The sequence below is a fragment of the Vibrio sp. T9 genome (assembly GCF_003123985.1).
GTDB classification, from domain to species: Bacteria; Pseudomonadota; Gammaproteobacteria; order Enterobacterales; family Vibrionaceae; genus Vibrio; species Vibrio diabolicus.
Genome location: NZ_NIGY01000007.1, coordinates 275,897 through 300,049, shown reverse-complemented (window position 1 = coordinate 300,049; position 24,153 = coordinate 275,897). Strand labels below are relative to the sequence as shown.

The 24,153-nt window shown below is 44.3% G+C and carries 20 protein-coding genes and 1 tRNA gene; 9 read left to right on the top strand and 12 right to left on the bottom strand.

What is annotated here, in order from left to right; translation table 11 throughout:
* Window positions 1–115 precede the first annotated feature (115 nt).
* Window positions 116–937, bottom strand: coding sequence for a DUF2989 domain-containing protein (locus tag CBX98_RS16285; protein ID WP_109169773.1), 822 nt, complete (start codon window positions 935–937; stop codon window positions 116–118).
* 101 nt (window positions 938–1,038) lie between these two features.
* Between CBX98_RS16285 and CBX98_RS16280 the strand changes: the two genes are divergently transcribed.
* Entirely contained in the window at window positions 1,039–1,323 is a 285-nt protein-coding gene (locus tag CBX98_RS16280; protein WP_005380700.1) for a DUF1315 family protein, read from the top strand.
* A 105-nt stretch (window positions 1,324–1,428) separates the two neighbouring features.
* Here the strand turns inward: CBX98_RS16280 and ansA are convergent, their stop codons facing one another.
* Both ansA and sppA read right to left on the bottom strand, forming a co-directional pair.
* Window positions 1,429–2,442 carry an asparaginase gene (gene ansA / locus CBX98_RS16275; protein ID WP_046874512.1) on the bottom strand — a complete coding sequence of 338 codons (1,014 nt, stop codon included), beginning with the start codon at window positions 2,440–2,442 and terminating at the stop codon, window positions 1,429–1,431.
* Between the two features lie 165 nt (window positions 2,443–2,607).
* Window positions 2,608–4,458 carry a signal peptide peptidase SppA gene (sppA, locus tag CBX98_RS16270; protein ID WP_012841560.1) on the bottom strand — a complete coding sequence of 617 codons (1,851 nt, stop codon included), beginning with the start codon at window positions 4,456–4,458 and terminating at the stop codon, window positions 2,608–2,610.
* Between the two features lie 224 nt (window positions 4,459–4,682).
* Here sppA and CBX98_RS16265 point away from each other — a divergent pair, with 224 nt between their 5' ends.
* Window positions 4,683–6,695 (top strand): NADPH-dependent 2,4-dienoyl-CoA reductase, encoded by a 2,013-nt coding sequence (locus tag CBX98_RS16265; RefSeq protein ID WP_168187874.1) that lies wholly within the window; start codon window positions 4,683–4,685, stop codon window positions 6,693–6,695.
* 59 nt (window positions 6,696–6,754) lie between these two features.
* On the opposite strand, the gene CBX98_RS16260 is transcribed toward CBX98_RS16265, so the two are convergent.
* Entirely contained in the window at window positions 6,755–8,071 is a 1,317-nt protein-coding gene (locus CBX98_RS16260) for an MFS transporter (protein ID WP_109169772.1), read from the bottom strand.
* A gap of 173 nt (window positions 8,072–8,244) precedes the next feature.
* Here CBX98_RS16260 and CBX98_RS16255 point away from each other — a divergent pair, with 173 nt between their 5' ends.
* Both CBX98_RS16255 and CBX98_RS16250 read left to right on the top strand, forming a co-directional pair.
* Window positions 8,245–8,793, top strand: coding sequence for an NAD(P)H nitroreductase (locus CBX98_RS16255; protein WP_109169771.1), 549 nt, complete (start codon window positions 8,245–8,247; stop codon window positions 8,791–8,793).
* Between the two features lie 103 nt (window positions 8,794–8,896).
* Window positions 8,897–10,864, top strand: coding sequence for a DNA topoisomerase III (locus CBX98_RS16250; protein WP_109169770.1), 1,968 nt, complete (start codon window positions 8,897–8,899; stop codon window positions 10,862–10,864).
* A gap of 44 nt (window positions 10,865–10,908) precedes the next feature.
* On the opposite strand, the gene CBX98_RS16245 is transcribed toward CBX98_RS16250, so the two are convergent.
* Both CBX98_RS16245 and CBX98_RS16240 read right to left on the bottom strand, forming a co-directional pair.
* Window positions 10,909–11,115 carry a hypothetical protein gene (locus CBX98_RS16245; protein ID WP_005380717.1) on the bottom strand — a complete coding sequence of 69 codons (207 nt, stop codon included), beginning with the start codon at window positions 11,113–11,115 and terminating at the stop codon, window positions 10,909–10,911.
* 183 nt (window positions 11,116–11,298) lie between these two features.
* On the bottom strand, window positions 11,299–11,988 hold the full coding sequence (locus CBX98_RS16240; protein WP_109169769.1) for an SDR family oxidoreductase: 690 nt from the start codon (window positions 11,986–11,988) through the stop codon (window positions 11,299–11,301).
* A 271-nt stretch (window positions 11,989–12,259) separates the two neighbouring features.
* Here CBX98_RS16240 and CBX98_RS16235 point away from each other — a divergent pair, with 271 nt between their 5' ends.
* Window positions 12,260–13,183: a histone deacetylase gene (locus CBX98_RS16235; RefSeq protein ID WP_109169768.1), complete on the top strand. Its 924-nt coding sequence runs from the start codon at window positions 12,260–12,262 to the stop codon at window positions 13,181–13,183.
* A 190-nt stretch (window positions 13,184–13,373) separates the two neighbouring features.
* On the opposite strand, the gene CBX98_RS16230 is transcribed toward CBX98_RS16235, so the two are convergent.
* The 3 genes from CBX98_RS16230 to CBX98_RS16220 all read right to left on the bottom strand — a co-directional run bounded on the left by CBX98_RS16230 (window position 13,374) and on the right by CBX98_RS16220 (window position 15,677).
* Window positions 13,374–13,464: transfer RNA gene (locus tag CBX98_RS16230), tRNA-Ser, on the bottom strand.
* A gap of 154 nt (window positions 13,465–13,618) precedes the next feature.
* Complete coding sequence (locus CBX98_RS16225; RefSeq protein WP_046874519.1) at window positions 13,619–15,427, bottom strand: DUF3413 domain-containing protein; 1,809 nt, start codon at window positions 15,425–15,427, stop codon at window positions 13,619–13,621.
* Between the two features lie 22 nt (window positions 15,428–15,449).
* Entirely contained in the window at window positions 15,450–15,677 is a 228-nt protein-coding gene (locus CBX98_RS16220) for a YejL family protein (RefSeq protein ID WP_005380722.1), read from the bottom strand.
* Between the two features lie 85 nt (window positions 15,678–15,762).
* Between CBX98_RS16220 and yejK the strand changes: the two genes are divergently transcribed.
* From yejK to CBX98_RS16205, 3 genes are all read left to right on the top strand, one after another.
* Window positions 15,763–16,761, top strand: coding sequence for a nucleoid-associated protein YejK (yejK, locus tag CBX98_RS16215; protein WP_005396521.1), 999 nt, complete (start codon window positions 15,763–15,765; stop codon window positions 16,759–16,761).
* A gap of 82 nt (window positions 16,762–16,843) precedes the next feature.
* Window positions 16,844–18,160 carry an Hpt domain-containing protein gene (locus CBX98_RS16210; protein ID WP_109169767.1) on the top strand — a complete coding sequence of 439 codons (1,317 nt, stop codon included), beginning with the start codon at window positions 16,844–16,846 and terminating at the stop codon, window positions 18,158–18,160.
* Window positions 18,161–18,264: 104 nt separating this feature from the next.
* Window positions 18,265–19,428 (top strand): chemotaxis protein, encoded by a 1,164-nt coding sequence (locus CBX98_RS16205; protein WP_065645115.1) that lies wholly within the window; start codon window positions 18,265–18,267, stop codon window positions 19,426–19,428.
* Window positions 19,429–19,516: 88 nt separating this feature from the next.
* Here the strand turns inward: CBX98_RS16205 and nhaC are convergent, their stop codons facing one another.
* Window positions 19,517–20,950, bottom strand: coding sequence for a Na+/H+ antiporter NhaC (gene nhaC / locus CBX98_RS16200; RefSeq protein ID WP_005396525.1), 1,434 nt, complete (start codon window positions 20,948–20,950; stop codon window positions 19,517–19,519).
* A 430-nt stretch (window positions 20,951–21,380) separates the two neighbouring features.
* Between nhaC and asd the strand changes: the two genes are divergently transcribed.
* Window positions 21,381–22,496 (top strand): aspartate-semialdehyde dehydrogenase, encoded by a 1,116-nt coding sequence (gene asd / locus CBX98_RS16195; protein ID WP_109169766.1) that lies wholly within the window; start codon window positions 21,381–21,383, stop codon window positions 22,494–22,496.
* Between the two features lie 55 nt (window positions 22,497–22,551).
* Here the strand turns inward: asd and CBX98_RS16190 are convergent, their stop codons facing one another.
* A complete protein-coding gene (locus CBX98_RS16190; RefSeq protein ID WP_005396527.1) occupies window positions 22,552–23,415 on the bottom strand; it encodes an ion transporter in 864 nt (287 codons plus the stop codon).
* A 35-nt stretch (window positions 23,416–23,450) separates the two neighbouring features.
* Window positions 23,451–24,089: a YchE family NAAT transporter gene (locus CBX98_RS16185; RefSeq protein ID WP_005396528.1), complete on the bottom strand. Its 639-nt coding sequence runs from the start codon at window positions 24,087–24,089 to the stop codon at window positions 23,451–23,453.
* Window positions 24,090–24,153: the final 64 nt, after the last annotated feature.

Here is a 24,153-nt window from a genome sequence, read left to right as displayed (position 1 = left end):
CGACAAAATTGTGCTCGATAGTGTTTTATCCTTTCAATACGATTTGTTGTAAGTAGAAAACAGAGTGTAGTTTGACCCAAAGAAAAACTCCCGCCAATTGCGGGAGTTTTTTCGTTTATATCTCTTTGGGTATCATTGCTGGAGAGTAGTTTCCTCTCTCTATGGCTTTTGCCACCGATTCAGCTAATTCATCTAGCTGCTGATATTGCTCTGCATGACTAAAATTAAACATACGCTTGAGCTGCTTTTCATCAGCAAGCGGGACGTCGAATCTTTTTGCAACCATTGCCCACAGATACGCGCGCTCTTTTTCTCCAAGCCCTTGATGAATGCTTGCCATTGATTTGAGAATGATCGGATTAAGGTTGTCTTCATCCGATAAAGACAACGCTTTATTCAGCAGTATTAACGTTTTCTTGGCATCTCGATTAGTATAGAAAGTAGCTAATGCATATTGCATCTCAGCAGTATTTAACTTGGGTGAGCCTTCCATTTGTAAAAATGCGCGACGAGCTTGGATGTCACCCGTTTGAGACCACAAAAAATACAAAGTAGCCGGGTCTTCTGAGCCTTTTAACTCGTTTACGATGCGTTCTAGCTCATCAATACTGTGTACCAAAGCGTTAAAACGCTGTCTCTTGAGAGCACTTTGATCAATAGGTGTGATCTGAGAGGCGAGTTCTAAGCATTTTCTATATTCAGCGACCAGAGCGTATTCGATGATTTGGTTGGCTTCTGATGGTTTTTTCAATTGCTCAAACCGATGCCATACTAAATTTGTTCTGGGAACTCGACATTGCCCGTCATCCATATTGAGCTGTTTGCAGCGCAGCTCTGGTGTTTTTTGGCACAACTCTTCGGTTGTCACGTTACCTTCGAAACAGCCCGTTAGTGCGAGACTTGTGAGGCTGAGAAGTAACCAGTGTGTTCTTTTCATGGCTTTGCTTGTGATCCGTTACACCAATTCATTTTCGTATTCTTGACTCAGTTTCTTAACCCGTTATGTTCTGTAAATAGAATGTAATAAGAAGGTACATTATGGACGCAGAACAACTATTACAAGCGATGACTCCAGAAGTTTATGATCGCTTAGTCTATGCAGTAGAAACGGGAAGATGGCCTGAGGGTACAACACTTTCTAAAGAGCAGCGAGATTCGTGTATGCAAGCTGTGATGTTGTATCAATCAAAACATAATACTGATGCGCAGCATATGACGGTTGCGGCAGGTGGTGAAATCAGCTTTAAATCGAAGCAAGAACTTAAAAAACAATTTAGCGGAGAAGAGAGCGACATTGTTCGTGTCAATCCGAACATTGATTAAGTGAACCTTTGATTTTTATAGGGTTCCCTTTACCGCTACTACTTTGACTTTAAAAGAAAAAAGCCCAATCTCTATTGGGCTTTTTAGATCGTAGTAAGCTTGAATTTACAGGCTCATCTCACCACGCAGTACTTGCTGCATTCTCTCTTTCACTTCTTCGTAAGAAAGGTTTTGGCTTAGAAGGTAATGCAGTTTTGCTAGTGCCGCTTCTGGCGTCATGTCAAAGCCGCTGATAACTCCAGAGTCTGCCAGTGCACAACCCGTGGCGTAGCCGCCCATATTCACTTTGCCTGCCAAACATTGAGTTAGGTTCACGACAATAACGCCGCGCTCAGAGGCCTCTTTAAGGTGACCCAGTAGCTCAGGGTTTTGAGGCGCGTTGCCCACACCAAAAGTCAACAGAATCATCGCATTTACAGGCTGACGAAGCGTATTACGAATAACTTCATGTGATATACCAGGATACATAGTGATCACGCCGATTGGCTGTGGTGTAATGTTGTGAACCTTAAATTCACCTTCTGGTTGTGCACCAACGGTTACGCTGTTACTTACTTGAATATTGATCCCAGCTTCCAGTAGTGGAGGAAGGTTTGGTGAAGTAAAGGCATTAAAACCGTCAGCATGAGATTTTGTGCTGCGGTTACCACGCATCAACTGATTATTGAAGAACAAAGTCACTTCGTTGATCGGGTAGTTTGCGGCAATATGCAGAGCATTCAGTAGGTTTGCTTGACCGTCAGAACGCAGCTCCGCAAGAGGGATCTGTGAACCCGTAACAATCACTGGCTTGCCAAGGTTTTCAAGCATGAAAGACAATGCAGATGCTGTGTATGCCATGGTGTCAGTACCATGTAGGATGACGAAACCATCGTATTTGTCATAGTTGTCACGAATATCATCCGCAATCTGCTGCCAGTCGGCAGGCGTCATATCTGATGAGTCAATCAGAGGATCGTATTCGTGGATAGTGTAATCCGGCATTTCAGGACGGTGAAACTCTGGCATGCTTGCTAGTTGCTTTTCCATAAAGCCAGCAACAGGCACATAGCCGTGATCCGATTTTTGCATTCCGATGGTGCCACCGGTGTAAGCGATGTAGATGTGTTTTCTAGTCATCGTTTTTTTCTTTCATGTAGGGGAACAGAGGCGGGGATTATATACCTAAATAACCTTGAGATGCGAGGCTATGCGCACAGCATCAGAAAGTCATCTGAGGAGATGTTGAGCGTAATAAAAAGGGCACCTCAAGTAGAGGTACCCTTTGTAATATTAATGAAAAAGCTACTGCACTTGGCAGTTCAAACAAAATGCGTATTGACCTTTAGGATCGTTAAAGCTTTGTAGCAAGCTTGCGTCTTGTTCAAACTGTTGAGCTACGGGTTGAAGACTTTTTGGTAGCAAGCTGGTTGCATCAATACCTAGAGAGACTTTCACCTGTTTCATGAACTCTTGTAAAAATAGTTCAGTGGGAGAAAGCGGTTCTTCTACCCAGTAAATGCCGTAATCGGTCACATTCGCCAGTTTCGCCGCTAGTTCTACGGCATCATCAAAGTCACCCATTTGGTCAACAAGACCAAAGGATAGGGCGTCTTGTCCTGTCCAAACTCGACCTTGAGCGACGTTGTCGACTTCCTCTAGAGACATATCGCGATTCTCGCCAACCAAAGAAATAAAGCGCTTATAACCGTGCTCGATACCTAATTGGAATACTTGAGACGCGCCGTCAGAAAGGCCAGTGGTAATACCGTCACCAGAGAACGGCGATGTGCCAACGCCATCAGTATTAATGCCTAACTTGCTAAAGCCTTTTTCAAACGTGGTGATGACACTAAAAATACCAATGGAACCCGTCAGTGTTGTTGGCTGAGCAACGATCTTGTCTGCGCTCATTGAAATCCAATAACCACCAGAAGCGGCTAAACTCGACATGGATACAACAACTGGCTTGCCTGCTTGTTTCAGTGCTTCTACTTCGTTGCGAATCACTTCAGAGGCAAAGGCACTACCCCCAGGGCTATCTACTCGCAACACGACCGCTTTCACCTTTTCATCATTGCGTGCTTGACGCAACAAGCTTGCGACGGTGTCACCTCCGACAGTACCACGAGGTTGTTGACCATCCATAATCGCGCCACTGGCTAGAACAACGGCGATATCGTGCTGAGGTAGTGTGTAATCAGGGCGAATCGTTGCAAGGTAGTCGTAGTAACCAATCGCGTTGTAGCTGTCTTTGCCGTCACTACCAAACTGCTTTGCAAATAGAGTGCGAATGTCTTGGCGTGTCGCGAGTTCATCAACCAAGCCCAGTTTAACCGCGAGCTGAGCAAGATCACCGTCCACTGACTTCATTTCGTCAATCAGCTCATCCATGGTTGGGTTAAGCACTTTCGCATCAATATTTCGGTTTGTTGTTACGTCATCAACAAAAGCACTCCACAATTGAGTAACCCAACGTGTTGCAGACTCTTTCGCCGCATCGGACATGTCATCACGAATAAACGGTTCGATAGCGGATTTATAAGTACCTACGCGAAAAACATGAGTAGAAACATCAAGCTTTTCCAATAACGTTTTGTAGTACATTGAATAGGCACTGTAACCTTTAATCAATACGCCGCCATCCGGTGCCAGGTAAACTTTATCAGCGTAACTTGCCAAGTAATATTGGCTTTGGTTGTAGAAATCACCTACAGCGTAAACTGGTTTACCTGACGCTTTAAATTCGTTCAACGCTTTCGCGATGTAACGTAATTTCGTGAGATTTGTTTCTGGCATGTCTCGCAGTGCTAGCACTAATCCAGACACTTTAGGATCGTCTTTCGCGTAGCGAATAGTATCAACGATATCGAAAAGGACGTTTTCTTTCGGTAACTCATTGCCCAAAAGGGAACCAGCAAAAGAGTCCATTGGATTTACATAGCGTCTTTGTTCGACAATCGGACCTGAAAGATTCATCACCAATGCCGACTCTTTTTCGACGACGGGTTGACCGTCTCCGGTATAAGTAAAAGCAAAGTAGAAAACGGCAATCATCAGCAAGAAGATCAGGTTTGCCAGTGCGAGTCTGATAAAGGTGATGCTCTTCCATATCCCTTTAAATATCAAACCAATAAATTTGAAGAGTTTTTTCATCTTGTCTCCATAACGAGATAGTTACGCCGAGTCTAACAAAGTATGGGTTCTTATCTCTAAGATCTCAAAAGATAACATTTTTTTAGCTTATCACGACCACTCAACAATTGGCATATTTTCACGCGAGATTGATCGGTGTTACAAAAATGTAAACGCTTGTTTGATTTTTTGGTTGAGCGGGCTTAATCTGGTCAGACCATGATAATAACAATGGATGTTAAGTGATGTCTGCCATGTACCCAAACCTATTAAAGCCACTGGATCTCGGTTTTACACAATTACGAAACCGAGTCCTGATGGGATCAATGCACACGGGCTTAGAAGAGCACAAAGAAGGATTACAGAAGCTCGCGGCTTTCTATGAAGAACGCGTGAAAGGCGGTGTTGGACTGATTGTAACCGGAGGTTTTTCTCCGAACTTACGCGGTCGTTTGCACCCATTGAGTGCTGAGTTCAGCAAGCCAAAGCATGCCAAGGCCCACAAAGTTGTGACAGAAGCGGTGCACAAGCACGGCGGCAAAATTGCCCTACAAATTCTTCATGCTGGGCGTTATGCCATGCATCCATTCTCGCAAAGTGCGTCTGGCATTAAAGCGCCAATTGCAAAGTTTGCTCCGAGTGAAATGAGCGACCGCCAGATTAAGAAAACCATTGATGCCTTTGCGAACAGCGCTGAGTTAGCCCAGCTTGCTGGTTATGATGGCGTCGAGTTAATGGGCTCGGAAGGTTACCTGATAAACCAATTCTTATGTAAGCGCACGAACATGCGTTACGACGAATGGGGTGGCAGTTACAAAAAACGTATGCGTTTTCCGCTAGAAATTGTCAAAGCGGTTCGTAAGGCGGTGGGCGACAAGTTCATCATCATTTTCCGTCTCTCTATGCTGGATCTTGTCGAGCAGGGCAGCACATTTGAAGACGTTATCGAATTGGCGAAAGCGCTTGAAGAGGCTGGCGTCACGATTATCAATACGGGTATTGGTTGGCATGAGGCTCGAATTCCGACCATTGCGACTCAAGTACCACGCGGTGCGTTTACGTGGGTTACGGAAAAAGTTAAACCTCACGTTTCGGTTCCTATCATCACTTGTAACCGAATAAATACGCCAGACGAAGCAGAACGTATTCTATCTTCTGGGCATGCCGATATGGTTTCGATGGCGCGCCCATTCTTGGCTGATCCTTACTTTGTTGCTAAAGCCGAACAGGAAAAAGCGCAGCTCATTAATACATGTATTGGATGTAATCAGGCGTGTCTAGATAACGTGTTTAAAGGTAAGCGTGCCAGTTGCTTAGTGAACCCTCTAGCGTGCTATGAAACCGAAATTGTTGTTGAACCAGCCTTTAAGAAGAAAAACATTGCCGTTGTCGGAGCCGGCCCGGCGGGCTTGGCTTGTGCGACTACACTGGCTGAACGTGGCCATAAGGTTGATTTGTTCGAAAAGAACGACCGCATCGGTGGTCAGTTCCGTCTTGCGATGCAGATCCCTGGTAAGGAAGAGTTTCGAGAGACGATACGATATTTCGCTAATCGTATTGATGAAACAGGCGTGAATCTGCACTTATCGACGGAAGCGAACTATGACCTACTAACAGAATACGATGAGATCGTGATGGCGTCGGGTGTCGAGCCACGTAAAGTCAATATTGATGGAATTGAGAACCCAGAAAAAGTCGTCGACTATCAAACTCTCATTCGAGACAAAACGCCAGTCGGTGAGAAAGTGGCTATCGTTGGTGCTGGTGGTATTGGCGTAGATGTCGCGACCATGCTCACAGAGCCAGTTGGACAAACGTTGGATGACTGGCTGCATGAATGGGGAATCGACAAAGAGATGTCTCAACCGGGTGGTTTATACCCTTACCCTGATGCGGTCAGCGATAAAGAAGTCTGGGTACTTCAGCGTCGTAAAGGTCGTGTAGGTAAAGGTCCGGGTAAAACGACTGGTTGGATCCATAAACGTACCCTTGAAAAAAGGGGCGTACATTTAGTCGGTGGCGTGTCTTACGATAAAATTGATGATCAAGGTTTGCACATTCATGTAGATGGAAAAGAACAATTATTGAACGCGGACAAAGTCGTCATTTGTGCGGGGCAAGAGTCTGTTCGTCCATTTGAAGATAAATGGTCTGAACTTGGAGAGAAGATTCATATCATTGGCGGAGCTGACCATGCGGGTGAACTTGATGCTGTGCGTGCGATTCGTCAAGGCGTTAAATTGGCGGTAAAACTCTAGTCTTTCAAGGTGTGTTTACTATGAAAGCTGCGCTTTGAGCGCAGCTTTTTTGTATAGAACTAGTCACTGATATCTGGCAGTTGTTTGGCCATTACCACGCCAGCAAGAGTAATAAAAGAGAACACTAACACCACAGCTGAAAGGCTCAAAAAGTTCGACATAACACCAAGAGAACTCATTAGAAGCAGCATTATCCCAACCACCGTGTTACTCACGGCTACATAGCTTGTCCGTTTGTCACCTTCCGCGATATCAACTAAGTAGGTTTTTCGTCCGACTCGTATTCCGTCGTGGGCAATACACACACAAAAGTAGAGCAGAGGAATCACGAATAGGAAGCTTTGGCTAGCGGTGACCCACGTATCGTAAACAAATAAAACAACACCAAGTAGCGCGCTCATCGTTGCGCCTATGACCATCACACTGCGGCTAGATCGATCGGACATTCTTCCCCAGAAAGGACCTGATACAAAGGAGGCCAAGCCACTCGCAAACATAAAGAGAGCTAGCACCCAGAGCTGTCCACCGAGAGATTGCTGTGCCAGCACAACGTAGTACGGTGCACTCAGCGCAGAACATAAAAATAGTGTCCGCGTGATAACGAATCGACGAAAGGTCAGGTCTGTTTTAAGTAACGCGAGTTGTTTAAATGCCTCAAGAACGCCATTTCGACCACCGTCTACCTCACCGGCATACTCATTAATTCGCGCATAGACTAATGCCGCAACAAGCCATATGACGCCCGCTAAGCCTAAACTCAGACCGTAAAATCGCTCTGTCGGCTCTACGTCCCATAACCAGGCTAGTGCCAGAAGGCTCGCGAAAAGCAGCGTAACCAGGCCAGCAGCGCTTGAAGACCAGCCGTTAACTTGACCTCGTTGGTTTTTAGGGATGGTTTTGCCCAATACATCTTTTGATGCGACGGAATTTAAACCGCGTGAGAGGCTGAAGATCATAAGACATGCAATCACACCATAACCCGCAGCTGCTCCTGTTAGAGTTAATGCGACCAATCCGATTGCAAATATGGAAAGAGCCTGCAAGATGCTGCCAATTACCCAGACCCATTTTCTTACTGGAATGCGTCGGATGTAGTGCGCGATGCTAAGTTGTGGGATAAGGGATCCTGACTCACGAATAGGAACCAGCCAACCAATTAAGTAAACCGGTGCCCCAAGACTTTGTAGTATCCACGGCAACGTGACTTTAGGGTTGATTAACGCATCGCCGACCTTCGTTAAAAACTGAGCAAGAATGATTTTAAGAAAGTTGCCGGGAACTTGATGGCAAGCTGATTCAGGAATCGCCTTACAGGCACGGGCATCTTCGTCATTAACGATCTTTTCGTAAATGCTGTTTTGTTTATCCTTGTTCATCAACCTGCCTATGTTCAACTTATTCATTTCGCGAATAAATTAACATTAAATCGAGTTTGATGTTAAGTGAAGCACGTTATCAAGCCCACAGAAAACCGGTTGTTATTCGTAGGAACAGATTGTGCTAAAGTGGCGTAAACAAAATAACAACGATATTCGATAAGGATTCTTTCATGGACGCTCTCGATCTTTTGCTCAATCGCCGATCTATCGCGAAGTTATCTGCGCCTGCACCAGAAGGTAAAGCACTTGAGAACATCATTCGTGCAGGCCTTCGTGCGCCTGACCATGCGGGATTAACCCCTTGGCGTTTCGTTATCGCACAGGGCGATGGTTTGAAAAAACTGTCAGATATCTTGGTAAAAGCCGCAGAAGCTGAAAATAGTGATGAAGCGGCGGTCGAAAAGGTGAAAAATGCGCCATTTCGTGCGCCAATGGTGATCACGGTGATTGCTAAAGTAACGGAACATGAGAAAGTGCCTGCACTAGAGCAACACTTATCTGCGGGATGTGCCGTACAATCCATGCAGATGGCAGCGGTAGCGCAAGGCTTTCAAGGATTTTGGCGCTCAGGTAAGTGGATGTTCCATCCAGAAGTTCATCAAGCGTTTGGTTTAGAAGGCGACGATGAGATTGTTGGTTTCTTGTACCTAGGTACGCCTGGTTGCACACCGATGAAAGTTCCTGAGCGTGACCTTTCTCAGTTTGTTGAGTTTCTATAACTGAACATCTAGGTAAATTGACTGTTTATTTATACAGTTTTTCTTGATTTATTAGGGCTACATTCGTTAATGTGGCCCTAATTATATTTATTTCCAAAACGTTATGTCTCGTCTGTTTATTGCTGAAAAACCAAGCTTAGGCCGTGCGATTGCCGCTGCACTGCCAAACCCTCAAAAGAAAGATCAAGGATTCATCCGCTGTGGGAACGGGGATATCGTTACTTGGTGTATCGGCCATTTGCTCGAACAAGTCGAACCTGATGCTTACGATGAGCGTTATAAAAAGTGGAATATGGCAGATTTACCAATTGTTCCGCAGCAATGGCAGCTCAGACCGAGGAAAAGCGCAAGTAAGCAATTAACAGTGATTCGTAAATTGCTCAAAGAAGCTAACGAAGTCATTCATGCAGGAGACCCAGACCGAGAGGGGCAGCTGTTAGTTGATGAAGTTCTCGACTATTGCAAGTTATCTAAAACCAAGAAGGAATCCACACAGCGTTTGCTGATTTCCGACTTGAACTTACCTGCGGTGAAACGCGCACTCAGTTCTATGCGCAGTAATCGCGAGTTTATCCCACTTTCAGTTTCTGCATTGGCTCGCTCTCGGGCTGATTGGTTGTATGGCATGAACATGTCTCGTGCTTATACCTTGCTTGGTCAAAAAGCAGGGTATCAAGGTGTTCTCTCGGTAGGGCGAGTGCAAACGCCAGTTCTTGGCTTAGTGGTGCGTCGTGATGAGGAAGTCGAAAACTTTGTCCCGAAGGACTATTTTACCCTACATGCTCTGATCCCATATCAAGATGCCAATGGTACTTTTGATATTCGTGCTCGTTGGAAGCCAAGTGAGGCATGCAAGCCTTGGCAGGATGAAGAAGGGCGAGTGTTAAACCGTAAGTTAGTGGAAAACGTTGCAAACCGTATTGCAAATCAACCCGCGAAAGTGACGGAGTCGGAACAAAAGCAAACCAAGCAATCAGCACCATTACCTTATTCATTATCTGCTTTACAGATCGATGCAGCGAAGCGCTATGGTATGAGTGCGCAACAAGTACTAGATACTTGTCAGGCATTGTATGAAAAGCACAAGCTGATCACTTATCCACGTTCAGATTGTCGCTATTTACCGATGGAACACTACTCACAAGCAGAGATGGTGACAACAGCTATTGCGAATAACGCAAAAGAGCTGCAAGGTGCCGTTCAGGGAGCAGACTTAACATTAAAGTCCAAAGCCTGGAACGATAAAAAAGTGGATGCGCACCATGCGATTATCCCTACACCAAAACAAGCTAATGTGAATGCGCTTTCGGGCAATGAGATGAAAGTGTATCAATTGATTGCGCGCCAGTATCTCATGCAGTTTTATCCGGTGGCGGTTTACGCAGAAGCGAAATTAGTTTTCGATATCGCTGGTGGTACGTTTATCGCGAAAGGTCGTCAGTTAGTTTCGCCGGGTTGGAAAGCGCTAATGGGCAAAACTGACAAGGAAGATGAAGGTATTGATGCCGTTCCACCGTTACCAGAAGGCACCGTGTTAACTTGTCGTGAAGGGGAAATAAAAGACCGAAAAACCGAGCCACCAAAGCACTTTACCGAAGCATCGCTGTTGCAAGCGATGACCGGGATCGCCCGTTACGTTGCGGATAAAGAACTGAAAAAAATCCTTCGCGATACTGATGGGCTAGGTACGGAAGCGACTCGCGCTGGTATTTTGGACACGCTGTTCAAACGCCAACTGCTCAAGCGTCAAGGTAAATCAATTCTCAGCTCTCCTGCGGGAAGAGGTCTCATTCATGCCTTGCCACAGGATTCAACGTACCCAGATATGACGGCTCATTGGGAGCACCAGTTACAAGGTATGGCAGAGAGAAATCAGGCATATCAGCCGTTTATGCAAGCACTAGAGCAACGCATTGATGGCTTGATGGCACAAGTAAAAGCAGGGCCGATCCCTGATTCATTGCGTCATCTACCCAAAGTGGAACGTCCTGCGTTTAAACGTAAAAAGCGTAGTTATTCAAAGAGTGGTGGCGCAACTAAATCTCGTGCAACCAAAGGTAAGCAGGCATAGGACAAGCGCGGCGTAATTAAACTCCGCGCATGCTTGAAAATAGATTACTCGAACAGATCACCGTGGTTTTGGATCGCGCCTCTTACTTCACCTTGAGTTAACACGCGTTTGTCCAGTACCTCTTTCACCTGGTTGCCCAAGTCAACTAATGTATCTCGATTCGCTTGAGTTTGGCGTTTACCAGCACTTCTCAAGCAGTAATTTAGTTCGTGCTCTTCGCTAAAATTAACCAAATCCCTATCTGCTGCCATCGTGCTTTCTCCTTATTTGTTCTACTTTTTCCTAAGTCTGGATTGGATGTAGATAAATTCAAGTTAGATTGCGCGAATTATGCTGGTGGATCACTGATGAACATTATGTTTGCCAACCAAGTCACGATTATGAAGCCTGGCTTTGATGGTATTTGGTTTAGTGATGGTTGTGTCTTAATGCTGCTACCAAGGTAACTCAGTACCATCGTAGTTAATAAATCGACCTGAAAGTTGCGGTGTACTCAGCTCTATCACGTTCGCGAGGCCCTGTGCGGAGGTTTGCGTATCTATCAATGCATTTGGTCCGCCCATTGCCGTTTTTACCCAACCAGGGTGAAGCGCTAAAACGGTAAATCCTTCAGGTGTTAAATCATTACTCAAGCTTTTAACAACCGAGTTTAGCGCCGCTTTCGATGAACGATAAATATAACCGCCACCGGACGTATTTTCGGTCATGCTCCCCACTTTTGATGAGATACAAGCAATCTTTTTCATCTTGCCTTGTTGTAAGCGAGGGTAACAGTGCTCAACCAGTTTTAACGGTGCAATGGTGTTCACTTCGAGGACTTTACGCCATTCTTCTACGTCAGTGTTTCCAAAGCCGTATCCCTTGGGGCCGTAATATCCCGCATTGTTAATGAGTAAGTCGATGGCGGGGAGCTTATCTGCAAGCAGAGCGACTTGTTCGTAGTGAGTAACATCCAGTTCGTGCAAAACTAGATTGCTGTAATGTGAGGCTAGAGTTTGTAGTTCAGAACTGTTCTCTAAGGAACGGCTAGTAGCGTGTACTTGATGGCCTTGCTTCAGGTAAAGCTCAGTTAAGCTAAGGCCAATGCCGCGATTTGCTCCGGTAATAAAGACGGTTTGACTCATACAAACACCTATATTTTTTTGATTTCAGTTGAAAGTCATTGTGTTAGCTAAGCGCAATAAAATCAACCAGCCACCACGCACCAACAACGAAAGATGAAAATAGGGACAGAGCACAAAGAGAGCCAAACAGTGCGCCGAGAATAGCAAAGAAAGTAGAATTCATATGTATATTAAATTTAGTTGATATTGAAAATCATTATCAATTAAATTGCATTTTATTCAACCCTTGAAGTTGATACTATTTCGTTACCATTGTTATTAAGAATTTCTCATGCTGCCATTTATCTACCACCCGATTTATTCTCAACTTGAGTTGCCAGAGGGGCATCGTTACCCAATTATGAAATACCAGTACCTCTATGAATCGGTATTGGTGCATATGGAGAAAGATAACTGGAAAGAGCACACGCAGTTTTTCCAACCCGAAGCATTAACTGTTGGGGAAGTAAAACGTGTTCATGACGAGGAATACGTCGAGTTACTTGTTAGTGGAAACATGCCAGCTGCGAAGATGCGCCGAATAGGTTTTCCTTGGAGTGAGTATCTCATTACCAGAACGCTAACTTCAGCAGCGGGCACGGCTCTGACCGCAAAAAAGGCACTTGAGTACGGTGTGGCCATTCATTTGAGTGGTGGGTATCATCACGCACACAAAGAGTTTGGCAGTGGTTTTTGTTTATTTAATGACTTAGTGATCGCGGCTAGGCAAGCACTCGAAGTTGAGCATGTCGATAAAGTATTGATCATTGACAGTGATGTTCATCATGGGGATGGAACAGCAACTTTATGTGACGATGAGCCAGATATCATCACGCTTTCTTTCCACTGTGACAAAAACTTCCCGGCTAGAAAGCCTCAGTCTGATCTAGATGTGCCTTTGATACGAGGGACCGGTGATGAGGCTTTTTTAATGGCGTTTAAGGAAGTGGTCGATATGGCGCTTAATCTTCATCGTCCTGATTTGGTTATCTACGATGCTGGTGTTGATATACATCAAGACGATGAGTTGGGATATTTTGATGTTTCGACGCAAGGGATTTTAGAACGTGATAGATTTTTAATGCAAACAATGAAATCGCGAGGTATCCCTGTCGCAGCTGTCGTCGGAGGTGGATATCGAACGAATCATGCAGACCTTGTCCCAATTCATTTACAGCTCATTAATGCCGCTAAAGAAGTCTTTGTTGGTAAGTAAATACAACTAGACGTAAGTATCAACCTGATTAAAAACGGGACACTGAAACGAAAAGGTCTTAATTTCTAAGCGTGCTCTTTGTGAATGTGGCGATTGCTGGGCTTGTATTCAAGGAGGGATTTGTACAAATCTTTTCAAATCTGGATATACGAAAAAGCCCGCTAATTTCTTAGCGGGCTTTTTCTAAATGTGGCGGAGAGATAGGGATTTGAACCCTAGATACGCTATTAACGTATGCCGGTTTTCAAGACCGGTGCTTTCAACCACTCAGCCATCTCTCCGTTGTTGAGGCGCATAATATAAGGCTTTGAAAATGTTGTAAACCCCTAGTTGAACTGATTGGATGTTTACTGCGCAAATTTGTGGTTTGTGTTGTTTAAATAAACAAAAACTCCCCAAAAAGGGGAGTTTGAATAGTATATGGATTGCTAGGTATTAATCGTTTTTAGAATAAAAACGCTGTAACTCAGTTAAACCTTGCATCAAAACTGGCAACTTCGGTGCATCATCTCGAAGTCGTTTGTAATTTTTGTCATACAACTTGTAGTTGCCAAACTTATCGATCACTGTGGTTTGTGAGCTAGTAATTAAGGCAAGCTCACGAGTGTCACCCGCTAGGATCCAACGGCGACGACTTTCGTCAAATAGGTTACGACCACTACTGTAATCATATGGGTTGGAAGATACACCGAGCATATCCTGCAACAACGTGACCGAAAGGTCCAAGTGGCTTGTGCTGTGATTAAATTCACCAGCCAACATTCCTGGCCATTGGATTACCATAGGAACTTGTAACTGATAACGGCTGTAGTTGCTGTTTGCGCCCCAGCTGTTCGTATTGGTTTCGTTAAACTCACTACCGTGATTAGAAGTGATAATCACGATGGTGTTTGTCAATAGTCCATTTTTTTCAAGCTCATCAATAATACTAGCGACGGTTTTATCCGCTGATTTCACCGCATATTCATAAGCTTTTTTGAAGCGATCACTTGCGGACATTTCTTCGTCATTATTTGAAGGGATCGATTCAAAATTATCAACGGTGGTGACTTCGATGTAACTAAACCATGGTTGACTCGCTTTCTCTGTTAACCATGTATTCCAGTTCGCGATAGATTGCTTATCGGTATGAGCTTGTGTGCCATCGAGGTCTTCCGCTAGTTTTAAGTCGCGGAAAATAATCTCTGAGTAGAGATCATCTTCAAACCCGCTGCCACTGAATAGGCCGAAGTTGTAACCCTGATCTTTCAGTACATCGAGTAACACTGGCGAAGCACCTTGCGCCTTGATGCTTGAGGCGTAACTGGTTGGTAAGCCGTAGAACAAACCAAAAGCCCCGTAAGTATCATTACTTGAACTGTAATGATTACGGAAGTTCTGATTGTTTTCGGCAAACTCATAGAGGTTAGGCATCTCTTCTGGATTCAGCGCGTCTGCACGCAGGTTATTTACGCTGATCATCAACACGTTGAGCTTATTGACTCGACGGTTAAACTCTAGCTTTTCTAGAGGGTAATTGACTAACTCTACGTTGCCTTCATTTTCCGCTAAGCGTTTTAGGTATTCCTCACGGTCAAGTAGACCATGTTTTTCCATAAAGCTCTTCGCCGTCATCGGATAAGACAATGGGAAGTTTGAACGCTGACTGGTAATTGGATTGTAGAAGTATGCATCTGCCCAAATATAAACCAAATGGCTGGTCATAAAGCTGAGGAAAAATACAGCTGCTAGAGGACGTCCTACGTGCTTATGAGATAGTTTGCGCTGTTTTCGCCATACCCATTCGGATAGAGCGAGCTGAATAAGGAAGATCAGCGGCATTACAACAAACAGATGTTGTAGATCAGTGCTGAGTGCACTTTTATCTTCGCTGAATAGTAACTCCCAAACGACAGGAGTTAAGTGCAAATTGATCGACTGATACGCTTGGGTATCAATCAATAATATGGTTTGCCCAACGGTCGCGAAAATCACTGCCACCAAACGGAACAATTTCCGCGATGGCAGGATAAACGTTAACGGGAATAGAACGAGCAAGTAAAGCGCGAAAACTAGAAAGCCAAAGTGACCAACCCAAGAAACCGCCAGATAAAACTGACCAAGTAACGTCTCGGGCCAAGGAGACTGAACAATGTAGCGTGTGCCTATCAACATCGATGCAACGATATTGAAGAATGCAAACCAGTGACCCCAACCAACCAGTCGAGATACACGTTCGCCGTATGAGTTTCCGCTGTCTACCATGTATGTGTTCTATTGTCCGTTATTAGTGTGTTTTTGGTGTTTCTAAAGAAGACATCAGCGCCTGAGCAAATTTTTCAGCAATCGCTTTGCGTTGTGAAGCAGCAACACGTTGATTTAAGACATTGGTTGCGATATTTCCGGCAATCATTAGCGTCAACTCAGGAGAAGCAGCGTGTTTTTCAAGAACTGTTGCTACTTCAGCAAGAATTTTCTCTACTTGCTCGTCAGTATATTTAGATGTAATCGGCATAAAGACTCTAATAATGATAGTAAAAGCGGCTTATGATAACCTACAATGCCCATCAACTAAAACCTTGTAGCAAGATAAAATCACTATGAGCCTTCATCTTTCAAACGTTATTCTGCATCAACTGTGCAAAAACGATCAGGACGAGCTAGTTGTAAACTTTCGTCCAGCATCATTAGAGAACGATGCATCTACTGAAAACTTAGTCGCTGAGCTTCACCGAGTATTCCATTCTAAAGCTGGTAAAGGTTTTGGCTCTTTCCAGTCAGACAGCGAATTTCAATTTTGGCTTCAAGAAATGCGCAAAGGAGAGCGAGATTTTTACGACTTCTCACAAATTAGTGCAAATCGCTTGAAAGAAGAGTTGATTAAGTACCCATTTGCGGATGAAGGTATTTTGGTTTTCGCTGAGTATCAGAGTTTAGCAACGGACTACTTGTTCATCGGTATCTTACCAATGAACCAAAGTTTAAAAGTGACCGAAGGTTTGGACATCAGTGCGACGGATTACCTAGATATCACCAAAATGGATATTGCGGCCCGCATTGACTTGTCGAGCTACGACACTGACAAGGAATCTAATCGTTACTTGCAATACATCAAGGGACGCGTCGGCCGTAAAGTGGCGGATTTCTTCCTAGATTTCCTGCAAGCGGACATCGGCTTAGATACGAAACAACAAAACTTAGTGTTGATGCAGGCAGTGGATGATTTTTGTGCTGACTCGAAGCTAGAAAAGCAAGAAGTGAACGAGTACAAGAAACAAGTTTACGATTACTGCAATGAGCAAATTAAATCCGGTGATGAGGTTCAAATCTCAGAGCTTTCTGGAGAGCTTCCTCCAAGCCAAGATGGCACAAGCTTTATGGATTTCACCAAAGAGCAAGGGTACGAACTTGAAGAATCTTTCCCAGGTGACCGTGCGACGGTTCGCAAACTGACTAAATTTGTTGGCGCTGGTGGTGGCTTGAATATTAGCTTTGATAGCCTATTGCTTGGCGAGCGTATTTTTTATGACCCAGAGACGGATACCTTAACGATTAAAGGTACGCCACCAAATCTAAAAGATCAGTTGAGTCGCAACTAAAACCATATCGTCAAATTAAGAGAGCCAATGGCTCTCTTTTTTTATGTGAATAAGAAACATCCATAGTATATGCTTGTAATTAATGGAGATATGCGAGGGGCGAGTGTTGCTGAAGCTAAAAGAAGGAATGAGGCGGTTTGTTTGGTTCTGGTTCGTTTTATGGTGTGTTTTAGCGCTAGGGATTTGGTTGCAAGCCAAACAAACGATTCAAACCATTTCAACAGTGAATGAGCTAGGAAGCAAAGTCGAAGAAGTCAGACATTTTTTTAACTTCGATCTGCCTTATCGTGTTAAGCACGTCGACCAAGTTTCACTAAAACTTCAGTTAGCCTATGCAGTTCGCTTACAGCTTGAAAGTGAGTTTTCTGAAGGAAAAATCACACCAGATATTACTCAATTGCTTTATGCGACCGATCGATTTTTAGAAAGTGCTCGAGCCTTTGTAGGGAGTGACAGTGAGCTTGTATCATTGGCTGAACAGTTGCGAAGAAGCCGCTCCCGAGATGAAAACTCTGAGCAAATTCAATCAATGTACTATCGCTTAGGCGCACTTGTTTTGGAGTCTATTTTTAGTGACTCAGCAACGAATAGCGATACTTATCGTGATTTAGACCGACTCTTTATCGAGTCGGACACGCTTTCTCCTCAAGAGCGAAGTGCTTTTCAGCGTCAACTTGCCCAGACTTCAAGCGCGCTATCTGCCAAGGCGCAAGGCAGCTATCTAGTTAATCAACTGCTTAATCCTGATTTCCCGAACCAGTTGACTTCGATAAATGACCAGTTGGAACAAAAGTTGATGACCTTTGTTACTTGGTTGTCAGTAATCAGTGGTTTATTTCTTTCTCTTTTTTCATGGGGGCTTTTCTCCCAAAGAACCGTTCAGCCGCTAATACCATCAAGAGCAGAAGATAAAGAGTCTGAGCAAGCTGATGGGTCTTACGTTGTTTTTTCTGCTCAGTCTGAAAGCGCTCAAAACGGCCAAGTTAACGAACAGAGTCATAATGAGCCGAACACATCACAAGTGGCAGTAGTGGAACGTGAGCCGTATATAGATATCAATAAGATGCTGGACTCGCTATCGGGAGATGAAAGCGCGGTGCGAATGTTACTTGAAGTCTTTATTCAGGATCACTCTGGCGATGGTTCAAAAATGCATCGGCTATTAGAAGAAGATAAAGAGCAAGCGCAAAGAGCGGCTCATAGTCTTAAAGGGGTCTCGGGAAGTTTAGGGGCAATGCCATTGCACTGCATTTCGGGTGATATTGAGCTGTTGATTAAACAAGGGCAAAAAGTGCCGGAAGAGAAACTGACACGTTTAGATGATGTCCTAAAGCAAACCATACTTTTCGCTAACCACGTTCTCAATAGTGAAAAGATACAAGAAGCGCTAACAGATTGATATTGCTCTGACTTACAATCATCAGAGTTGGGGTATTAAAGGCCCGAACTATATGACTTAGTTCGCTTTATTCCTGTTCCATACAATTTGTTAAAGGTACTTTCATGTCCGTTCGTCGATTGTCTTCAATGATGTTGATAGGGTTGGTTGTGATGCTTTCAGGGTGCTCCCTGTTAGAAGTGAAAATCGAGAGTCAAACCGTCCCTCTTACCAAACAAGAGCTTAATATGCGTCTCCTGACTCGTGAGTATGCGCAACAGTTTTTTGCTCAGGTAGAGCAAGCTGCTGATGCATTGCACGATCAATATGAGCCGCATGATAAAGTCCATCAATCTTATATTTTGCTTTGGAAGATAAATGCTGAAGAAGGTCTTCAAGCAGCAGCATACCAAGTCTCGCCAATGGCAGCACTGATTGATACTTGGACTTTTACGCTACAGATGGATCAATTCTTTACGACTGGCCCTGGTAATGAACTGTTTGCGACAGATGAGGCAAAGTTAGTTTCTGCTCACTTAGCGAAAGAGGTGGATAAACTGGCTCAATCTCTGTTAAAACAAGAAGCGTACATCAAGACACAAGCGTTTGTTGCAGAGTTCGTTAAGCAACATCCATTCGCGGACTTAAGTATGATCAGGACGCCAGCTTACCGTGGGTGGTTAGATGCGAATCAAATTAGCGAGGAAGAGGCAGTGACTACGCTAGGTACAATGCCAGAAGCATTAGGGGATGTCTCGGATCGTCTAAGCCTTGTATCAGAACAGACCCCCAAAATTATGACTTGGAAGGCGCAGTTATTAGCATTAAATAGCTCTGCCAGCATCGAAAAAGTTAATGCTGCGCTAAATAGCCTACAAGTTACGGCTGATTCGATGAAGGACTTTATTGATAACAATCCAGAGTACATGCGCTATTTGGCAGAGCAAATGGCGGTAGAGTTACAACCTTTGGTTGACGATATTGACCAAAAAACGCAAGCGCGTTTATCTCAATTGGGTGAGGAGCGCCAAGCTTTAGAGCTGATGGTAGCCAGAGAGCGCCAAGAAATCGCGCAGATCATTACCCATGAGCGTGAGAAGTTTGCTCAAGATATGGACCGAGTCTCGCAGGAAGTGGTCAGTTTAGCGATGACCAAGCTGATTGAGCTCGTTAAAAGTACCATTATCTACTTCATCTTGTTCATTGCCGTTATATTCTTTGCACCACTTGGCTTGGGCTATTGGTTTGGTAAGCGTGCAGCAGTGAAAACGCAAGTCAAACAAAGTTAACGTTTGGTTGAGATATAAAAAAGAGCGCTAATGCGCTCTTTTTCTTTGTCTTTCACTCGGAAGAGAGATTCTTCCTATCTATGCGAACTCAAGCGGTTTGCTGCTTCAGTTCACCTTCTGCTTGTTCAACTGCTTCCGCCGTTGGTTCGCATTTATCAACAAACCAACCCATGTAGGAACTGATGATGGTCACAATGATACATACAAAACTTAGCCACATGAACGGTGCATAAGACAGTGTCGCAACACCCAGAATACTTGCCATGTAGATACCGTTGTCACTCCATGGAACCATACCAGATGTTAATGTGCCGCCGAACTCTGCGTTACGAGACAAGTTCTTACGTTTGTAGCCTAGGCGATCGTAGTTCTTCGCACAGATTTTTGGTGTCAGGATAAGTGAAACGTACATCGCTGAACCAAATACGTTCCCCATAAAGGCTGTACCGATTGTACTTGTTGCCAGTGAACCTGCACTTTGAACGCGTTTTTCAAACAGCTTAGCGATAGTTTCTAACACACCCACTTTATCTAGTAGACCACCAAAACCAAGGCCGAATACGATAACTGCTACCGAGCCAAGCATTGAAGACATGCCGCCACGGTTAAGAATTGAGTCAATGAAATCTACGCCTGAAGAAATCGCAAACGGAGCCCAAGCGGTGTTGAACGCGGTTAGGAAGTCCACATCTTGAATCATTACTGCCCAAATAATACCGAGCAGAGAACCAAAACTGATCACTGGGAATGAAGGCATACGCATTGCTAGAAGTGACAATACGATGATCACAGGAACAAATGAGTAAGGGGTGATGTAGAATTGCTGCTCCATCGCTTTAATTACAGAGTCTACCTGGCTCATGTCAACTTGACCTGCGTAGTGGAAGCCAAATGCAGTAAACATAATGCCTGTAATAATGTAGCTAATGAGTGCGATCGGCAGCATGCCTTTAATATGTTCCATCACTTCAACGTTAGACATCGATGAAGCAAGAATCACAGAATCTGATAGAGGCGACATTTTGTCACCAAAGTAACAACCTGAAAGCACCGCACCAGCTGTAATTGGTGCAGGAACGCCAAGGCCTTGGCCAATACCCATCATCGCAATACCAGCAGTACCAGCAGCGCCCCAAGAGGTGCCAGTCGCTAGCGCAGTCAATGAACAGATGATCATGGTTGCGAGCAAAAAGATAGAAGGGTGAATTGCTTTAAGGCCGTAGTAAATAATGGTTGGAACAATACCACCAGAGATCCACGTACCAACAAGCGCGCCAACGGCAAGAAGAATTAAGACGGCTCCAAGTCCATTGGAAATGCCATTTAGTGCAGCTTTTTCCAGATCTTTGTACTGATGACCAAGCTTAATGCCTAATATCATGATAATGAACCAACCGATGTACAGCGCTAGCTGGATCGGTAGGTCTAGCTTGGCAGTGAACGAAAATGCCAGCAGTAGAAATAAACCGAGCGAGATAAATACCTGTATCAAGCTTGGTAGGCGTGGTGTAACTTGCTTCATATGTGCCTCTGTCAATCTTGGAGCAATAGAGGAAGGCGCTCCTTGTTGTAATCGCGCATAACATACATTAACAAAAATTATATTTCGAATATTTGGTGTTTTATCTTGATGTTCGTCGGCAAAAACGTTTGCTTGTGAAATTAACTGTTAGTTTGTTTTAACTTTTTTGGTTTTAAATGTTGTGTAATGTGAAATTATTGTGCTTCATGTGTTATTTTATCACTGAGTGGTAAGACCAATTTGGAGTAACAGGGCTTTCCCTACTTGAAAAATGGCCGAAATCGCAAACCAAACACTAAAAAATCTCGTTTAACACGAATTTTCATAGGAAAAGGTTAAAAAATAGGCTTATTTACAAAATAGGGGTTGAGATTTTGATGCGAAAAATTAACTATGGGGTAGGTTTTTTAATACATGGAGAGTTAATACGATGAGAGTTGGTTTAGTTGGTTGGCGCGGTATGGTTGGTTCAGTCCTTATGCAGCGTATGGTTGAAGAGAAAGACTTCGACCTAATCGAACCAGTATTCTACAGTACTTCTCAAGTTGGTATTCCTGCTCCTAACTTAGGAAAAGACGCAGGCTTACTGCAAGACGCGTATGATATTGAAAGCTTAAAACAGCTTGATGCGGTAATTACATGTCAAGGTGGTAGCTACACAGAAAAAGTTTACCCAGTACTTCGTCAAGCCGGTTGGAAAGGCTATTGGATTGACGCCGCATCTACGTTACGTATGGCGGAAGATTCCATCATCACGCTTGATCCTGTGAACTTAAAGCAAATCCAACAAGGCATCCACGGTGGCACGAACACATTTGTTGGTGGTAACTGTACGGTTAGTTTAATGCTAATGGGTCTAGGTGGCTTATTCGAGAAAGGCCTTGTTGAGTGGACAAGCGCAATGACGTACCAAGCCGCTTCTGGTGCTGGCGCACAAAACATGCGTGAACTGATCTCGCAAATGGGCGTTATCAATGACTCTGTAAGTTCCGAACTTGCAAACCCATCAAGCTCTATCCTAGATATTGATAAAAAAGTTGCAGACACAATGCGCAGCAGTTCTTTCCCTACCGATAAATTCGGTGTACCACTAGCTGGCTCGCTTATTCCGTGGATCGATGTGAAACGTGATAACGGTCAGAGTAAAGAAGAGTGGAAAGCGGGCGCAGAAGCAAACAAAATTTTGGGCTCACAAAGCTCGCCTGTGCCAATTGATGGTACTTGTGTCCGTATTGGTGCGATGCGCTGTCACTCTCAAGCACTCACTATCAAGCTTAAGCAAAATGTCCCAATGGACGAAATCGAAGAAATCATCGCCACTCATAACGACTGGGTTAAAGTGATTCCTAACGATCGTGACATTACTGCGCAAGAACTTACACCTGCAAAAGTAACAGGCACTATGTCAGTACCAGTAGGTCGTCTACGTAAGATGGCAATGGGTGATGACTTCCTAAATGCTTTCACTGTTGGTGACCAACTACTATGGGGCGCAGCAGAACCATTGCGTCGTACGTTACGCATTATTCTTTCTGAGAAAGCATAATCACATCAATCTTTGTTTGATGACAAAATAAAAGAGCTCCCTAGGGAGCTCTTTTTTATGCTTCGTCTTCTCCACGAACAACGCGTTTATCAGGATCGGCCAGTTCACTACCACAGTGTTTACAGTAAGTCGCATCAGAGTCGTGCCCGGCGTGAGAACAGTTCGGACACTTCACTAATACTTTGTGCGATTGCATTTCTTGGTGAAGCTCTGCTGTGAAAATACCAGTAGGGACCGCCAAAATTGAATAACCCAACAACATGGTGAGTGAGGCAAGCCCTTTTCCGAGGTCCGTTTGAGGTACCAAGTCGCCATATCCAACCGTTGTGATGGTCACAATAGCCCAATAAATACTTTTCGGAATGCTAGTAAATCCGTTTTCAGGCCCCTCAATGACAAAAATCAGTGACCCAAAGATCGTGACCATAATGGCGACAGAGCTAAAGAAGATAAAAATCTTTCTGCGCGCCATCAGTAGAGAGCGTAAGAGGATGTTGGATTCTTGAAGATAGCGGACCAACTTGAGTATGCGGAATATTCGCATGACTCGCAGTGCTCTTATTACGCCCATAAAGGAGGCAGAAGGGAAAAACAGTGCTAAGTAAGTAGGTAAAATCGCGAGTAAATCAACGACGCCATAAAAGCTTTTTGCATAGGCGGCTGGCTTTGGAGAGCAATAAAGCCGGAGAAAATACTCAATAGTGAATAAACCGGTAAAAGTGTACTCCAAGTATTTCAGCTCTTTTGCCCACTCGGCGCGTACGGATGGTATTGAGTCTAATACCAGTACGATTAGAGAACTGATAATCGCGATAATGAGTGCAATATCGAAGGTTCGACCAGCTTTGGTATGAGTACCAAAAATGGTGACATAAAGAGTATGTTTGAGAGAGTCAGTCGTCATGACAAAGCGATCCATTGTTGAATCGCTCTATCATACAATTTTATAGAAACTCAGGCTAATCCTGGAAATAAGTTGCGTAAACCATTGGCGATAAACTCAATACCCAATGCGCCTAATATCAAACCCATGATACGGGTAATGACGTTGATACCAGTTTGGCCCAAAAATCGCACGATCAGTGGAGCAGAGCGGAACAACAGCCACGAGCATAGACAGAACAAGCCAATTGTAATGCTGATGCCTACCGTATCAAACATGCTTGGGTAGCGTGCACCGTAAACAATAGTCGAACTGATTGCGCCTGGTCCTGCCATTAACGGCATCGCAAGAGGAACAACACCGATCTGCTCGCGACTCACGTATTCTGATTTTTCCTGTTTGTTTTGTTTATCTTCCCCCAGTTTACCGCTCATCATCGAGAACGCGATGCTAAGCAGCAGTAGCCCACCTGCAACACGAAACGAATCCAGAGAAATGCTGAACATATCTAATAGTAACTGGCCAGCAAAGAGCGAAATGATCAGGATGATCGCAACAGCCACGTTCGCTGTGGTTGCCGTATTGCGCTTTTCGTCTGGTGTCATATGTCCGGTTAGTGACACAAACACAGGCATGATACCAACAGGGTTTACTGCGGCGACCAAACCAAGAAAAAACTGCAAGAAGATAGCAAGTTCAAAAGTTTGCATGTTGCGTACTCATTAAAGTTCACATTAGTGAAAAGGCGAAGGGGTAATTTGGGCGTAATGTAAG

Coding starts and splice junctions, on each gene's coding strand:
- CBX98_RS16285 (WP_109169773.1), bottom strand. CDS start 937: ATGAAAAGAACACACTGGTTACTTCTCAGCCTCACAAGTCTCGCACTA.
- CBX98_RS16280 (WP_005380700.1), top strand. CDS start 1,039: ATGGACGCAGAACAACTATTACAAGCGATGACTCCAGAAGTTTATGAT.
- ansA (WP_046874512.1), bottom strand. CDS start 2,442: ATGACTAGAAAACACATCTACATCGCTTACACCGGTGGCACCATCGGA.
- sppA (WP_012841560.1), bottom strand. CDS start 4,458: ATGAAAAAACTCTTCAAATTTATTGGTTTGATATTTAAAGGGATATGG.
- CBX98_RS16265 (WP_168187874.1), top strand. CDS start 4,683: ATGTCTGCCATGTACCCAAACCTATTAAAGCCACTGGATCTCGGTTTT.
- CBX98_RS16260 (WP_109169772.1), bottom strand. CDS start 8,071: ATGAACAAGGATAAACAAAACAGCATTTACGAAAAGATCGTTAATGAC.
- CBX98_RS16255 (WP_109169771.1), top strand. CDS start 8,245: ATGGACGCTCTCGATCTTTTGCTCAATCGCCGATCTATCGCGAAGTTA.
- CBX98_RS16250 (WP_109169770.1), top strand. CDS start 8,897: ATGTCTCGTCTGTTTATTGCTGAAAAACCAAGCTTAGGCCGTGCGATT.
- CBX98_RS16245 (WP_005380717.1), bottom strand. CDS start 11,115: ATGGCAGCAGATAGGGATTTGGTTAATTTTAGCGAAGAGCACGAACTA.
- CBX98_RS16240 (WP_109169769.1), bottom strand. CDS start 11,988: ATGAGTCAAACCGTCTTTATTACCGGAGCAAATCGCGGCATTGGCCTT.
- CBX98_RS16235 (WP_109169768.1), top strand. CDS start 12,260: ATGCTGCCATTTATCTACCACCCGATTTATTCTCAACTTGAGTTGCCA.
- CBX98_RS16225 (WP_046874519.1), bottom strand. CDS start 15,427: ATGGTAGACAGCGGAAACTCATACGGCGAACGTGTATCTCGACTGGTT.
- CBX98_RS16220 (WP_005380722.1), bottom strand. CDS start 15,677: ATGCCGATTACATCTAAATATACTGACGAGCAAGTAGAGAAAATTCTT.
- yejK (WP_005396521.1), top strand. CDS start 15,763: ATGAGCCTTCATCTTTCAAACGTTATTCTGCATCAACTGTGCAAAAAC.
- CBX98_RS16210 (WP_109169767.1), top strand. CDS start 16,844: ATGGAGATATGCGAGGGGCGAGTGTTGCTGAAGCTAAAAGAAGGAATG.
- CBX98_RS16205 (WP_065645115.1), top strand. CDS start 18,265: ATGTCCGTTCGTCGATTGTCTTCAATGATGTTGATAGGGTTGGTTGTG.
- nhaC (WP_005396525.1), bottom strand. CDS start 20,950: ATGAAGCAAGTTACACCACGCCTACCAAGCTTGATACAGGTATTTATC.
- asd (WP_109169766.1), top strand. CDS start 21,381: ATGAGAGTTGGTTTAGTTGGTTGGCGCGGTATGGTTGGTTCAGTCCTT.
- CBX98_RS16190 (WP_005396527.1), bottom strand. CDS start 23,415: ATGGATCGCTTTGTCATGACGACTGACTCTCTCAAACATACTCTTTAT.
- CBX98_RS16185 (WP_005396528.1), bottom strand. CDS start 24,089: ATGCAAACTTTTGAACTTGCTATCTTCTTGCAGTTTTTTCTTGGTTTG.